This is a genomic window from Streptomyces sp. CNP082 (assembly GCF_059570535.1).
The window spans coordinates 89,722-103,560 of record NZ_JCANSZ010000002.1 but is presented as its reverse complement, the minus strand read 5'-3'; the positions used below and the strand labels follow the sequence as shown (position 1 = coordinate 103,560).

The following is a 13,839-nucleotide window of genomic DNA, read 5'->3' as shown; positions in this document are numbered from 1 at the left end:
CGCCTCTGGTGTCCCGGCAGCCGTGCCGTCCTGATCCGTTCAACCGGAGGCCGGCAGTGGCGAGTTCGGGTGAGGCGCCTGATTGGCGTGGTACCCGCCCACCGCCCTGGAAGGGAACATTCTGATGCACTACTGCACTCACTGCGGCCAGCTCGGCACCAAGCGGAATCCGGTGGAGTCCGTAGGGGAGGCCGGTGAGTCCGGCGGCGGGTCAGCCGTCTATGCACACCCGAAGTGCCAGCCGGAGCCACGGCGTACGTCTCCGACGCCCGCGCTGCCGGTGCGGCGTGCCCCGCGGCAGCCGTGACCTACGGCTACGGCACGCGGATGCCGGAGCTGATACCCGAGCGCACCGTGTACGCGAGCGACGCTGCCCCGGCGCCCGGCTGTGTGCGGTGCGGCCCGTCTGGTCAACGTGCGGACGAGGGCCCGCATCTACCTCGACGAGCAGCGGGTGACCGCCGTGAACATCGCGATCCGCCAGCACCCTCACCGCTGACTCCCACCCACACGCACGCCAGAAGGGCGGGACCCCCGGCCGGCTGACAGCGCTCTGTCCGGTCGGGGAAGGCTCCGCCTGCCTCTTCGAGTCCCGCGGCAGGCGGGGCGGAGTCTGCACCTGGTCTGCCGTCTCCCGTGCCCCATGCGGGCCGTCAGGGCGTGGGCGGCAGGCCCAGCTCGCGGGCGATCAGCATGCGCTGCACCTCGCTGGTGCCCTCGCCGATCTCCAGGATCTTCGCGTCCCGCCACATCCGCGCCACCGGGTACTCGTTCATGAACCCGTACCCGCCGTGGATCTGCGTCGCCTCCCGCGCGTTGTCCACCGCCACCGTCGAGGTGTGCAGCTTCGCCAGCGCCGCCGCCTTCTTGAACGGCTCGCCGTGCACCAGCCTGGAGGCCGCGTCCCGCCACGAGAGCCGGGCGGTGTGGGCGCGCAGCTCCATGTCGGCCAGCTTGAACTGGATGGCCTGGTTGGTGCCGATGGGCCGGCCGAAGGCGTGGCGCTGCTGGGCGTACGCCAGCGACTCGTCGACGCAGCCCTGCGCCAGGCCGGTGGCGAGCGCGGCGATGGCGATGCGGCCCTCGTCCAGGATCCGCAGGAACTGGGCGTAGCCGCGCCCGCGTTCGCCCAGGAGGTTCGCCGCCGGGACGCGGACGTCGGAGAACGACAGCTCGCGGGTGTCGGAGGCGTTCCAGCCGACCTTCGAGTACGGGGCGGCGACCGTGAAGCCCGGGGTGCCGGACGGCACGATGATGGTCGAGATCTCCGGCTTGCCCGACTCGCTCCTGCCGGTGACGGCGGTGACGGTGACCAGTCCTGTGATGTCCGTGCCGGAGTTGGTGATGAAGCACTTCGTCCCGTTGACCACCCACTCGCCGGTGGCCTCGTCGAGGCGGGCCGTGGTGCGCGTACCGCCCGCGTCCGAGCCGCACTCCGGCTCGGTCAGCCCGAACGCGCCCAGCATCTCGCCGGAGCACAGCTTCGGCAGCCAGGTGCGCTTCTGCTCCTCCGTGCCGAAGTGGTACAGGGGCATGGCGCCCAGCGAGCAGGCGGCCTCCAGCGTGATGGCGACCGAGGAGTCGACGCGCGCCAGCTCCTCCAGCACGACGCCGAGCGCCAGGTAGTCGCCGCCCATGCCGCCGTACTCCTCCGGGAACGGCAGGCCGAACAGGCCCATGCGGCCCATCTCGCGCACGATGTCGTACGGGAACTCGTGCCGCTCGTAGTAGTCGCCGATCTTCGGCGCCACCACGTCGTGCGCGAACTCCTCGACCGTGCGGCGGAGCTGCTCCAGCTCGGGCGAGAGGCGGTGGTCGAGACTGGGCGTCATCGGGGTCACTCCTTGTGGGAGAGGGCGGTCACGGTGCGGGACGGGCTCGGACGGCCGAGGCGTTCGGCCATCCAGACGCTGGTGGCGACGAGCCGGCCGAGGTCGACGCCGGTCTCGACGCCGAGCCCCTGCAGCATCCACACGAGGTCTTCGGTGGCGAGGTTGCCGGTCGCGCTCTTCGCGAACGGGCAGCCGCCGAGGCCGCCGGCGGCGGCGTCGACGACGGTGACGCCGTGCTGCAGCGAGGCGAGGGTGTTGGCCAGGGCCTGGCCGTACGTGTCGTGGAAGTGGACGCCGAGGCGGTCCGTGGGGATGCCCTCCGCGGCGAGGGCGTCGAGCAGCGCGGAGACATGGCCGGGGGTGGCGACGCCGATGGTGTCGCCGAGGCTCAGCTCGTCGCAGCCCATGTCGACGAGCGCACGGGCGGTGCGTACCACCTGAGCGAGCGGGACAGGGCCCTCCCAGGGGTCGCCGAAGCACATCGAGAGATAGCCGCGGACGTGCATGCCGTCCTTCTTGGCCGCTGCGACGACCAGGGCGAACCCCGCGAGGGACTCCTCAAGGCCGCGGTTGAGGTTGCTGCGGGCGAAGGTCTCGGTGGCGCTGGCGGCGATGGCGACGCGGCGGACACCGTGGGCGGCGGCGCGCTCCAGGCCGCGCATGTTGGGTACGAGGACGGGGAGGTGGACGTCGCCGGCCAGATCGCCGAGACGGCCGCAGAGCTCCCCCGCGTCGGCGAGCTGGGGGACCCAGTCGGGGTGCACGAAGCTGGTCGCCTCGACGGTGGTGAGACCGGCGGCGGCGAGGCGGTGCACGAACTCGGCCTTGACGTCGGTGGGGACGACGGTCTTCTCGTTCTGCAGGCCGTCGCGGGGGCCGACCTCGTGGATACGGACCCGGCCGGGCAGCCCGGCGGCGGGCACGCGCATGGGGAGGGGGTGGTCGTTCATTGCGGTTTCTCCTGGTCGTTGCCCTGACCCCCGTCGTGTCCCCCGCTTTCTCCCCCGCCTTCTCCGTCGTCCGGTACGACGACGGCGAGTACCTGCTCCATGGCCACCGTGCCACCGGCGGCGACGTTCAGCTCGGTGACGGTGCCGGCGTGCGGGGCGACGATGACGTGCTCCATCTTCATCGCCTCGACGACGAGCAGGCTCTGCCCGGCGGCGACCCGGTCGCCCACGGCGGCCTTGACGACGGTCACCGTGCCGGGCATGGGCGCGGTGAGCGCGTCGGCCCCGGCGGCGAGACCCCCGCCGCGCAGGGCGGCGTCGACGGGGTCGTGGCCGAGGAGATGCCAGACGTTGCCGTCGCGGGCGAGCCAGATCCCGTCGGGGGAGGCGGCGAGGGTGAACCGGTGGGTGACGCCGTCGAGTTCGAGGGTGGCGGAGGTGCCGTCGGCGTACGCGAGCCGCCCGCGGAGCGGGTGTTCCCCCGCCCCGGACCCGGCGGCTTCGCCGGTCCACACCTCCGCGGCGGACGTCAGCCCCCGGACCCGTACCTCCACCGGATCCCGCCCCGCCCCGCGGAACCACCGCACCGTCCACGCCGACGGGCCCCCCGGGCGCCAGCCCGACGGCTCCGCGAACGGGTCCGTCCAGCCGGCCGGGCCCGCCGGCCGGAGCGCCGCCGACTCCAGCGCCGACTGCGCCAGCAGCCCCGCCGCCGCGTACGCCTCCGGCGGCACCGGGGCCGCCGCCAGGCCGGCCGCGTCGCGGTCGACCAGGCCCGTGTCCAGGTCGCCCGCCGCCACCGCCGGGTGCGCCAGCAGCCGGCGCAGGAAGCCCGTGTTCGTGTCCAGGCCCAGCACCACCGTGTCCGCCAGCGCCGCCCGCAGCCGGCGCAGCGCCGCATCGCGGTCCGGGCCCCAGGCGACGACCTTCGCCAGCATCGGGTCGTACGCCGTGCCGACCTCCGTGCCCTCCGCCAGGCCCGAGTCGACCCGCACCCCCGCCCCCGACGGCTCGCGCAGCAGCCGCACCCGGCCGGCCGACGGCAGGAAGTCGACCCGCTCGCCGCCGTCCGCGACCCGCGCCGTCTCCGCGTAGATCCGCGCCTCTACGGCGTGGCCCTTCAGCGGCACCTCACCGGAGGTGAACGTCAGTTGCTGCCCCGCGGCCACCCGGAGCTGCCACTCCACTAGGTCGAGCCCCGTGACCAGCTCGGTGACCGGATGCTCGACCTGCAGCCGGGTGTTCATCTCCATGAAGTAGTACGCGACCGGCCCTGCGCCGCCGCCGGGCACGATGAACTCCACCGTCCCCGCGCCCGCGTACCCGCAGGACCGCGCCGCCTGAACCGCCGCGGCGCCCATCGCCGCCCGCGTCGCCGCGTCCAGCAGCGGCGACGGCGCCTCCTCGACGATCTTCTGGTGCCGGCGCTGCAGCGAGCACTCCCGCTCGCCGAGGTGCACCACGTTCCCGTGGCCGTCCGCCAGCACCTGGATCTCGATGTGCCGCGGCCGGTCGATCCACCGCTCCACCAGCAGCGTGTCGTCGCCGAACGAGCCCAGCGCCTCGCGCCGGGCGCCCGCGATCTCCTCCGCCAGCGCGCCCTCGTCCCGTACGAGCCGCATCCCCTTGCCGCCGCCACCCGCCGAGGGCTTCAGCAGCACCGGCATGCCGATCTCCCGGGCCGCCGCGGCCAGCTCGCCGTCCGACAGGCCGCTGCCCGTCGAGCCCGGCACCACCGGCACGCCCGCGGCCCGTACCGTCTCCTTCGCGCGGATCTTGTCGCCCATCAGCTCGATCGCGTCGGCCGGGGGACCGACGAAGGCCAGCCCCGCCGCCGTGCACGCCCGCGCGAACTCCGCGTTCTCGGCGAGGAACCCGTACCCCGGGTGCACCGCCTCCGCGCCCGTCTCGCGGGCCGCGCGCAGCAGCTCGCCGACGGACAGGTAACTCTCGATCCGCACGGCGGTGTCCGCGTCGCGTACGTGCCGCGCGTCCGCGTCCGCGTCGGTGAAGACCGCGGCGGAGCGTATGCCGAGCCCACGCAGTGTCCGGATGACCCGGACGGCGATCTCGCCGCGGTTGGATACCATAACCGTACCGAGTGCTGCAAGCTGGCCGACGGGTGGCTGCATCGCGGAGTAAGCTACGGAATGTACGTCGCGAGAACCAAGCACGTGCGCTCCTGATCTTGTTTCAAGATCCCGGGCTGGTTTCAACCCGGCTGGTGTTGATCGCGGAAGTCTCGGGTGTTCGCCGAGCGGTCGAGCAGCGTGAGCCAGGAACCTCCTTGCTTCGGCTGGAGGGGATTCAAATCCGGAAGACGCCGAAGGCAGCGCGCTCCGCCAGGGGCGCGTTGCTGCAGGCGGTCAGCGCGAGCCCCAGCACCCGGCGGGTGTCCAGCGGGTCGATGACGCCGTCGTCCCACAGGCGGGCGGTCGCGTAGTAGGCGTTGCCCTGCGTCTCGTACTGCTCGCGGACGGGCGCCTTGAACTCCGCCTCCTCCGCCGCCGACCACTGCTCGCCGCGCGCCTCCAACTGGTCGCGCTTGACGGTCGCGAGGACGGACGCGGCCTGCTCGCCGCCCATGACGGAGATCTTCGCGTTGGGCCACATCCACAGGAAGCGGGGGGAGTAGGCCCGGCCGCACATCGAGTAGTTGCCGGCGCCGTACGAGCCGCCGATGACGACGGTCAGCTTCGGCACCCGGGTGCAGGCGACGGCCGTCACCATCTTCGCGCCGTGCTTGGCGATGCCGCCGGCCTCGTAGCTGCGGCCGACCATGAAGCCGGAGATGTTCTGCAGGAACAGCAGCGGGATGCCGCGCTGGTCGCACAACTCGATGAAGTGGGCGCCCTTCTGGGCGGACTCGGAGAACAGGATGCCGTTGTTGGCGACGATGCCGACGGCGTGGCCGTGGATGCGGGCGAAGCCGGTGACGAGCGTGGTGCCGTACTCGGCCTTGAACTCCTGGAAGCGCGAGCCGTCGACGACCCGCGCGATGACCTCGCGCACGTCGTACGGCGTCCGCGAGTCGACCGGCACGACGCCGTAGAGCCCGGCGGGGTCGTGCTTCGGCTCCTCGGCGGCGCGTACGGACCAGGGCGGCGGGCCGGGTTCCGGGAGGGTGTCGACGATGCCGCGGACGATGCGCAGCGCGTGCGGGTCGTCCTCGGCGAGGTGGTCGGTGACGCCGGAGGTGCGGGAGTGCACCTCGCCGCCGCCCAGCTCCTCGGCGGTGACGACCTCGCCGGTGGCGGCCTTCACCAGGGGCGGGCCGCCGAGGAAGATCGTGCCCTGGCCGCGGACGATGACGGCCTCGTCGCTCATCGCCGGGACGTACGCGCCGCCGGCGGTGCAGGAGCCGAGGACGGCGGCAATCTGCGGGATGCCGGCGCCGGACATGCGGGCCTGGTTGTAGAAGATCCGGCCGAAGTGCTCGCGGTCGGGGAAGACCTCGTCCTGCATGGGCAGGAAGGCGCCGCCGGAGTCGACGAGGTACACGCAGGGGAGCCGGTTCTCCAGGGCGATCTCCTGGGCGCGCAGATGCTTCTTGACCGTCATCGGGTAGTACGTGCCGCCCTTGACGGTGGCGTCGTTGGCGATGACCATGCACGCCCGGCCGCTGACCCGGCCGATGCCGGCGATGACGCCGGCGGCGGGCGCGTCATTGCCGTCGGGGCCGTACATCCCGTCGGCGGCGAGCGGGGCCAGCTCCAGGAACGGCGAACCGGGGTCGAGCAGGCCGTCCACGCGGTCGCGGGGGAGCAGCTTGCCGCGGGCGGTGTGCCGGGCGCGGGCTTTCTCGCCGCCGCCGGCGCGGGCGGCGGCGAGCTTGTCGTAGAGTTCGCCGGCGAGTGCCCGGTGGGCCGCCTCGTTGGTCCGCCAGGCGGCCCCGGCCGGTCCTGCGGGGTCCGCGGCGGTCGTCAGCACGGGTGCGTGGTCCACGGGGGCGCGCCCTTCCTCGATGAGCCGTGATGAGCCGTTCGGCCGGATGTACGGGCCGGCACACAGGTTAGCTGTCGTTAACGCCGTGGCTAAAGGTTAACGCTCACTAACCGGGCTGTCTACAATGGTCCGCATGAGCACCGAGGCCCCCGCGCCCACCAGGCGCGAGCAGATCCTGAAGGAAGCCGCGCGCCTCTTCGCGGACCGCGGCTTCCACGGGGTCGGCGTGGACGAGATAGGCGCGGCGGTCGGCATCAGCGGCCCTGGCCTGTACCGGCACTTCGCGGGCAAGGACGCCATGCTCGCGGAGCTGCTGGTCGGCATCAGCGAGCGGCTGCTGGCGGCGGGCCGCGCGCGGGCGGCGGTGCGCGGGGCCGGCCCGGACGCGCCGCTCGACGCGCTGATCAGCGGGCACATCGACTTCGCGCTCGACGACCGCCCGCTGATCATCCTGCACGACCGCGAGCTGGACCGGCTGCGCGACGAGGACCGCAAGCTGGTACGCCAGTTGCAGCGGCAGTACGTCGAGCTGTGGGTCGACGTCGTACGGGAGGTGTACCCGGCGCTGACGGAGGGCGCGGCCCGTACCGCGGTCCACGCGGTCTTCGGCCTCCTCAACTCCACCCCCCACCTCGGCACCCGCGGCACCCTCCCCGACCGCACGGCCACCGCCACCCTCCTGCACCGACTGGCCCGCGGCGCCTTCGCGGCGGCGCCCGAGGCGGCGCCCGAGGCGTTGCCGTGACGGCCGCCGCGGCCCCGGCGCTGTGACCCCCGCCGCAGGGGCGCGGCCTGGACAGCCGTGGTGACCCGCGGGTAGTTTTGACTGAGCAAGCGCTTAGTCAGAGTTGAGTGCCCCGGGAGGCGAGGACCATGCGGCGGACGGTGTTCAACGAGGACCACGAGGCGTTCCGCGAGACCATCCGGGACTTCATCGCCGCCGAGGTCGTGCCGCACTACCACGACTGGATGGAAGCCGGTGCCGTCCCCCGCGAGCTCTACAAGAAGCTCGGTGAGCTGGGCGTCTTCGGCATCGAGGTGCCCGAGGAGTACGGCGGGGCCGGGGAGCGCAGCTTCAAGTTCAACGCCGTCATCAGCGAGGAGTGCGCCCGCGCCGGCGTCTCCTTCGGCGGCTCCTCCGTGCACACCGCCCTGTGCCTGCCGTACCTGCTCACGTACGGCAGCGAGGAGCAGAAGCGCCGCTGGCTGCCCGCCTTCGTCTCCGGCGACATGATGACCGCCATCGCCATGACCGAGCCCGGCACCGGCTCCGACCTCGCCGGCATGAAGACCACCGCGAAGCTCTCCGACGACGGCACGCACTACGTCCTCAACGGCGCCAAGACGTTCATCACCGGCGGTGTCCAGGCCGACCGCGTCCTCGTCTGCGCCCGCACCGCCCCGCCGACCCCCGAGGACCGCCGCGGCGGCATCTCCATCCTCGTCGTCGACACCTCTTCCCCCGGCTACGCCGTCGGGCGCAAGCTCGACAAGCTGGGGCTGAAGTCCTCCGACACCGCCGAGCTGAGCTTCACCGACGTCAAGGTGCCCGTCACCGACCTGCTCGGCGAGGAGGGCAAGGCGTTCACGTACCTGACCCACAACCTCCCGCAGGAGCGCCTCGGCATCGCCGTCGGCGCGTACGCCCAGGCCGCCGCGGCCGTGCGGTTCGCGCTTGAGTACGTCAAGGCGCGCACCGTCTTCGGCCGGACCGTGGCGGAGTTCCAGAACACCAAGTTCGTCCTCGCCGACTGCAAGACCGAGGTCGATGCCATGCAGGCGTACGTCGACCGCGCGCTGGACGCGCACGACGCGGGCGAGTTGAGCGTCGCCGACGCCGCCGCCGTCAAGCTCTTCTGCACCGAGCGCGCCGCCGTCGTCATCGACAAGTGCCTGCAACTGCACGGCGGCTACGGCTACATGAACGAGTACCCCGTCTCCCGCCTCTACGCCGACACCCGCGTCACCCGCATCTACGGCGGCACCAGCGAGGTCATGCGCTCCATCGTCGCCAAGGCGATGGGGCTGTAGGGCCCCGGGCCCTGCGAGACTCGCACCATGGACGACGCCGCACTCACCGACCTGGTCGACCTGCTTGACCTGGAGCAGATCGAGCAGGACAGCTACCGCGGCCACTCCCGCGCCGCCGTCGTCCCGCGCGTCTTCGGCGGGCAGGTCGCCGCGCAGGCGCTGGTCGCCGCCGGCCGCACCGTGCCCGCCGACCGGCCGCCGCACTCGCTGCACGCCTACTTCCTGCGCCCCGGCGACCCCGGTGCCCCCCTCGTCTACACCGTCGACCGCATCCGCGACGGCCGCTCCTTCACCACCCGCCGCGTCGTCGCCGTCCAGCACGGCCAGCCGGTGTTCAACCTCTCCGCGTCGTTCCAGGTCCACGAGGAGGGCCTGGAACACCAGGTGCCCATGCCGCCCGCCCCCGACCCCGAGACGCTGCCCACCGCCGAGGAGGCGATGCCGCGCTACGCGGTCAACTTCCGCGACCCCGCTGTCGCCCGCCGCATGCTGGAGGCGCGCGCGGCGATCGACCTGCGGTACGCCGCGCCGCCGCCGTGGGGCGGCGAGCCCGGGGTGCCGCGGGAGCCGCGCTCGCAGGTGTGGTTCCGTACGAACGGCAAGCTCGCCGGCGCCATCGACACCCCGCTGCTGCACGTCTGCCTCATGACGTACGTTTCGGACATGACCCTGCTCGACTCCGTGCTGCTCGCGCACGGCCGCGGCGGCTGGGCCGTCGGTGACGTGGTGGGCGCAAGCCTGGACCACGCGATGTGGTTCCACCGGCCGTTCCGGGTGGACGAGTGGCTGCTGTACGACCAGGAGTCGCCGACGTCGCAGGCCGGGCGCGGGCTGAGCACGGGGCGGATCTTCACCCGCGACGGGCGGCTGGCGGCGTCGGTGATCCAGGAGGGCGTGATCCGCGTCCCCCGCACCTGACCCCGGCGTACGGACCCGGGGACCGCCGCGCTGCGAGCCGAGCCGCCGCGCTGCGAGCCGAGCCGCCCTGCTACGGGCCACCGGCCTACGGGCGGCCCGGGCCCGCCCCGGCTACGGCAGCTCCAGCCCCGCCGCCGCCAGCAGGTACGCCGTCATCAGCGGATACGCCCCCGGGTCCGTGACGTGGTCGTCCAGCGGCACCGCCACCGCGAGCGTGCCCTCGGCCTCGCCGAGGAACAGCGCCGGGTCGTTGCAGTCCGCGTACCCCACAGCGTGCACGCCGCGCTGCGCCGCGCCGCCCGCCCAGCCGTGGTCGGCGACCACCAGGTCCGGCAGCGGCTCGCCGGCCCGCTCCAGCGCGTCGAGTATCTGCCGCACCGGCTGCGGCGCGTGCGTGTGCCACAGCGTCGCGCCCCGCTCCAGCACGGCCACGTCGCAGAACTGCTGGACGTTGCCGTACGACCCGTCGTCGCCCTCGCCCGTCCGCAGCCCCGGCGGCACCGTGACGATGTCGCAGCCCGCGGCGCGCAGCGCCGCCGCCGTCCTGCTGTGCACCTCCAGCAGCCCGCCGGGGTGGCCGGTCGCCAGCAGCACGCGCTGGCCGCCCTCGGCGGCCTTGCGCAGCTCGGCCGCCATCCGGTCCAGGGCGTCCACGGTCAGCTCGGGGTCGATACGGTCCTGGCCGTGGGTGTGCTCGGGGTCGGCGACGACGCCGACGCGCTCGGCCATCACGGCCAGCACGTCGCGCTCGTCGGTCCAGCGGTCGCCGAGGTCGAGGCCGAGCCAGAAGCGCAGGTTGCCCTGGCTGAGCTCGCGGTAGTGCCGCAGGTTTCCCTCGCGCGGCGTGGCGACGTCGCCGGCGATCCGGGTGCGTACGAGGTGGTCGACGAGGGCGGGGCGGCTGGGTGCGTCAGGCAGGGACATGGAGGCCATGGTGTCATTGTCACCCGGACACATGTGCGGTGGCGCAGATGTCCACTCTGTACAGCGTCCACCGCCCTGCCCTGGCCGTATCGTCGGGAGCATGAGCACCACCGGCACCCCTCGCGGCCCCGTCGACTCCTCCCGCGTCCCGCGCTACGCGGGCCCCGCCACCTTCGCCCGGCTGCCCCGCCTGGACGAGGTGGGGCGTACGGACGTCGCCGTCGTCGGCGTCCCCTTCGACAGCGGCGTCTCCTACCGCCCCGGCGCCCGCTTCGGCGGCAACGCGATCCGCGAGGCGTCCCGGCTGCTGCGCCCGTACAACCCGGCGCAGGGCGCCGCGCCCTTCGCGCTGGCCCAGGTCGCGGACGCCGGTGACATCGCCGTCAACCCGTTCGACATCGGCGAGGCGGTGGCCACGGTGGAGACCGCGGCCGACGAACTGCTGGCGACCGGCGCCCGGCTGATGACCCTCGGCGGTGACCACACCATCGCGCTGCCGCTGCTGCGCGCCGTCGCCCGCCGGCACGGGCCGGTCGCGCTGCTGCACTTCGACGCGCACCTGGACACGTGGGACACCTACTTCGGCGCCGCGTACACCCACGGCACGCCGTTCCGGCGCGCGGTGGAGGAGGGGGTGGTCGACACCGCGGCGCTCTCGCACGTCGGCATCCGCGGCCCGCTCTACGGGCGCAAGGACCTGGACGACGACGAGAAGATGGGCTTCGGCATCGTCACCTCGGCGGACGTGATGCGCCGCGGCGTGGACGAGGTCACCGACCAGTTGCGGCAGCGGATCGGCGACCGGCCGCTGTACGTGTCCGTCGACATCGACGTCCTGGACCCGGCGCACGCGCCGGGCACCGGCACCCCGGAGGCCGGCGGGCTCACCTCGCGCGAGCTGCTGGAGATCCTGCGCGGGCTGGCGGGCTGCCGGCTGGTCTCCGCTGACCTGGTGGAGGTGGCGCCGGCGTACGACCACGCCGAGATGACGTCGGTGGCGGCGTCGCACACGGCGTACGAGCTGACGACGCTGATGGCGCGGCAGATCGCCGGCGAGCGGGAGACGGGCGCCTCGGAACAGCCGGAATAGGCCGGGGGCCGGGTCGAGCCGGGCGGGCCGGGGCGAGTCTGGCGGGCCGGGGGCGAGTTGGGTGGGGCGGGGCGAGTCAGGTGGGGCGGGCCGGGAGTCCGTCAGAACTCGTCGGCCAGCCGCTCCAGTATCCGCATGCTGCCCGCGTGCGTCTCGGCCGTGGCGCAGAGCCGGTCCATGACCAGCTTGTAGTTCTCCACCTCGTCCGGCTTGTCCAGGTAGAGCGCGCTGGTGAGCTGCTCCAGGTAGACGACGTCGGGCAGATCCGGCTCGGTGAAACGCATGATGTGTATCGGGCCGCCGGCCGCCGCGAGGCCGCCGATGTCGAAGGGCGCGATCTGGATCGTGATGTTCTTCCGGGTGCCCATCTCCAGCAGGTGCCGGACCTGGCCCCGCATGACGTCGGCCCCGCCGAGCGGGCGGCGCAGCGCGGCCTCGTCCACGACGACCCACAGCTTCGGCGCGTCCGGCCGGTCCAGCACCTGCTGGCGCCGCAGCCGCACGTCGACCTTGCGCTGGATCTCCTGCTCGGGCGCGCCGGCGTTGGCCAGCAGCGTGACGGCACGCGCGTAGTCCGCGGTCTGCAGCAGCCCGGGGACGAACTGGACCTGGTAGTTACGGATCAGGCCCGCGGCCTCCTCAAGGCCGAGCAGCGTCTCGAACCAGCCCGGCAGCACATCGCCGTACTTCTGCCACCAGCCGGGGGAGCTGGCGCGGCGGGCGAGGGCCAGGAACTCGGAGCGCTCCTGCTCGTCCATGACGCCGTAGAGGGTGAGGAGGTCGGAGACGTCGCGCTCCTTGTACCCCACCCGGCCGAGCTCCAGGCGGCTGATCTTGGCGTGCGACGCCCGGATCGCATCACCGGCTGCCTCACGGGAGACGCCGGCGGCCTCCCGGAGCCGACGCAGGTGTGTACCCAGCAGGATCCGGAGAACCGTGGGCCCTCCGTGCTGCTGAGAGAGTGCCCTGCGTACCGATGACGTCTGCTCCGGTGACGCTGACATCTTTGCCTGCCCCTGTCCCGCGGTGTGTGAATCGACCGCTCAGTCTCTCACTGTGAAGGGTTCGCTGTACAGCTACTGCGGAGTTCAACCCGGGCCTACCGTCGCACCGTTGACGATCAGATCGTCGAACTGGCCGTCCTTCGCGCCGAGCAGGAAGGCGGTGATCTCCGCCTGTGTGTAGATGAGGGCCGGTCCGCCCGGATCGCGCGAGTTGCGCATGGCGATGTCCCCGCCGGGGAGCCAAGCGACCTCCACGCACTCGCCGTTCGGATTGCTGAATCGGCTCTTCCGCCAGGTGATTCCGGCCAGTTGATCCGCCGGCACACCGTTCGTGACCTGCTGCATTCCGTCTCCTCCTGGGTTCGCGAGACCAATGTACGTGCACCCGTTCTTGCGAATGAAATTGCATCCGTACTTGCAGCGGCAAGTGCACATCGATCACTATGGCATCGCAACCTGTTTCATCAACGTGCACGTGAGACTGGGGAGTTGGAGATGACCGCACCGGCTGAAGGGTGGGTGACTGCCTCCGAGTTCGCAGCGTGCACGCTCGAGGACGACCCCCGGTCCATATCCATCGCCCGCAACGTCGCCCGGGCGACGCTCCGCGGGTGGCTGCTGGAGGACCTCGTCGACGACGTCGCCGCCGTCGCCTCGGAGCTGGTGGCCAACGCCCTGCGGCACGGCATGCGCGAACCGTCCTGGAGCCAGGCCCCCCACCCCGTCGTCCTCAGCCTGCTGCGCCGCGGTCCCGAGGTCGTGTGCGCGGTCTTCGACCCCGGCACCGGCGTCCCGCGGGTGTGCGTCGCCGACCCGTTCGCCGAGTCCGGCCGCGGGATGCAGATCGTGGAGTGCCTCAGCGACAGCTGGGGCTGGAGCGAGCCGGGCCCCTACGGCAAGGCCGTCTGGGCCCGCTTCTCCGAGGGCGGCAGGCCCGTCTCCCCGGCGGAGGAATACGGCGTCGAGCAACCCCTCACCCGGCTGCTGGTGCTGGTCGAGGTGCTCACCGGCAGCAGCCCGCCCCAGTTGCAGGCGGTGGCCTGACCTGCGGCCGGGCGCCCACGGCCGGCCGCGGGCCCCATTCCGTACGCATGCGAGAAACAAATCCCGGCGTCCGTAGGTTGTCGATCCTGGACCAGGACGAT

The 13,839-nt window shown here is 72.7% G+C and carries 12 protein-coding genes; 5 read left to right on the top strand and 7 right to left on the bottom strand.

Annotated features, from left to right (window positions below):
- Positions 1 to 653: 653 nt before the first annotated feature.
- From B124_RS01995 to B124_RS01980, 4 genes are all read right to left on the bottom strand, one after another.
- Positions 654 to 1,832, bottom strand: a complete 1,179-nt coding sequence (locus B124_RS01995) for an acyl-CoA dehydrogenase family protein (protein ID WP_496500846.1) — start codon at positions 1,830 to 1,832, stop codon at positions 654 to 656.
- 5 nt (positions 1,833 to 1,837) lie between these two features.
- Positions 1,838 to 2,782, bottom strand: coding sequence for a hydroxymethylglutaryl-CoA lyase (locus B124_RS01990; protein WP_496500845.1), 945 nt, complete (start codon positions 2,780 to 2,782; stop codon positions 1,838 to 1,840).
- Positions 2,779 to 4,872, bottom strand: coding sequence for an acetyl/propionyl/methylcrotonyl-CoA carboxylase subunit alpha (locus tag B124_RS01985; RefSeq protein WP_496500844.1), 2,094 nt, complete (start codon positions 4,870 to 4,872; stop codon positions 2,779 to 2,781). The genes B124_RS01990 and B124_RS01985 overlap by 4 nt, the downstream gene beginning before the upstream one ends.
- 217 nt (positions 4,873 to 5,089) lie before the next feature.
- Complete coding sequence (locus B124_RS01980; RefSeq protein ID WP_496500843.1) at positions 5,090 to 6,727, bottom strand: carboxyl transferase domain-containing protein; 1,638 nt, start codon at positions 6,725 to 6,727, stop codon at positions 5,090 to 5,092.
- 133 nt (positions 6,728 to 6,860) lie between these two features.
- Here B124_RS01980 and B124_RS01975 point away from each other — a divergent pair, with 133 nt between their 5' ends.
- The 3 genes from B124_RS01975 (at position 6,861) to B124_RS01965 (ending at position 9,676) form a co-directional block, all read left to right on the top strand.
- Positions 6,861 to 7,472 (top strand): SACE_7040 family transcriptional regulator, encoded by a 612-nt coding sequence (locus tag B124_RS01975; RefSeq protein WP_496500842.1) that lies wholly within the window; start codon positions 6,861 to 6,863, stop codon positions 7,470 to 7,472.
- Between the two features lie 128 nt (positions 7,473 to 7,600).
- Positions 7,601 to 8,758, top strand: coding sequence for an acyl-CoA dehydrogenase family protein (locus tag B124_RS01970; protein WP_496500841.1), 1,158 nt, complete (start codon positions 7,601 to 7,603; stop codon positions 8,756 to 8,758).
- Between the two features lie 27 nt (positions 8,759 to 8,785).
- On the top strand, positions 8,786 to 9,676 hold the full coding sequence (locus tag B124_RS01965) for an acyl-CoA thioesterase (RefSeq protein ID WP_496500840.1): 891 nt from the start codon (positions 8,786 to 8,788) through the stop codon (positions 9,674 to 9,676).
- A gap of 111 nt (positions 9,677 to 9,787) precedes the next feature.
- Here B124_RS01965 and B124_RS01960 read toward each other — a convergent pair whose 3' ends face one another.
- On the bottom strand, positions 9,788 to 10,609 hold the full coding sequence (locus B124_RS01960; RefSeq protein WP_496500839.1) for a phosphatase: 822 nt from the start codon (positions 10,607 to 10,609) through the stop codon (positions 9,788 to 9,790).
- A gap of 91 nt (positions 10,610 to 10,700) precedes the next feature.
- Here B124_RS01960 and speB point away from each other — a divergent pair, with 91 nt between their 5' ends.
- Positions 10,701 to 11,690 (top strand): agmatinase, encoded by a 990-nt coding sequence (gene speB, locus B124_RS01955; RefSeq protein WP_496500838.1) that lies wholly within the window; start codon positions 10,701 to 10,703, stop codon positions 11,688 to 11,690.
- Between the two features lie 101 nt (positions 11,691 to 11,791).
- Here speB and B124_RS01950 read toward each other — a convergent pair whose 3' ends face one another.
- Both B124_RS01950 and B124_RS01945 read right to left on the bottom strand, forming a co-directional pair.
- Positions 11,792 to 12,694, bottom strand: coding sequence for a Sco1979 family transcriptional regulator (locus B124_RS01950; RefSeq protein ID WP_496500837.1), 903 nt, complete (start codon positions 12,692 to 12,694; stop codon positions 11,792 to 11,794).
- An 84-nt stretch (positions 12,695 to 12,778) separates the two neighbouring features.
- Positions 12,779 to 13,039, bottom strand: a complete 261-nt coding sequence (locus B124_RS01945; protein WP_496500836.1) for a DUF397 domain-containing protein — start codon at positions 13,037 to 13,039, stop codon at positions 12,779 to 12,781.
- Between the two features lie 150 nt (positions 13,040 to 13,189).
- On the opposite strand from B124_RS01945, the gene B124_RS01940 reads away from it, so the two are divergent.
- Positions 13,190 to 13,738, top strand: a complete 549-nt coding sequence (locus tag B124_RS01940) for an ATP-binding protein (RefSeq protein ID WP_496500835.1) — start codon at positions 13,190 to 13,192, stop codon at positions 13,736 to 13,738.
- Positions 13,739 to 13,839: the final 101 nt, after the last annotated feature.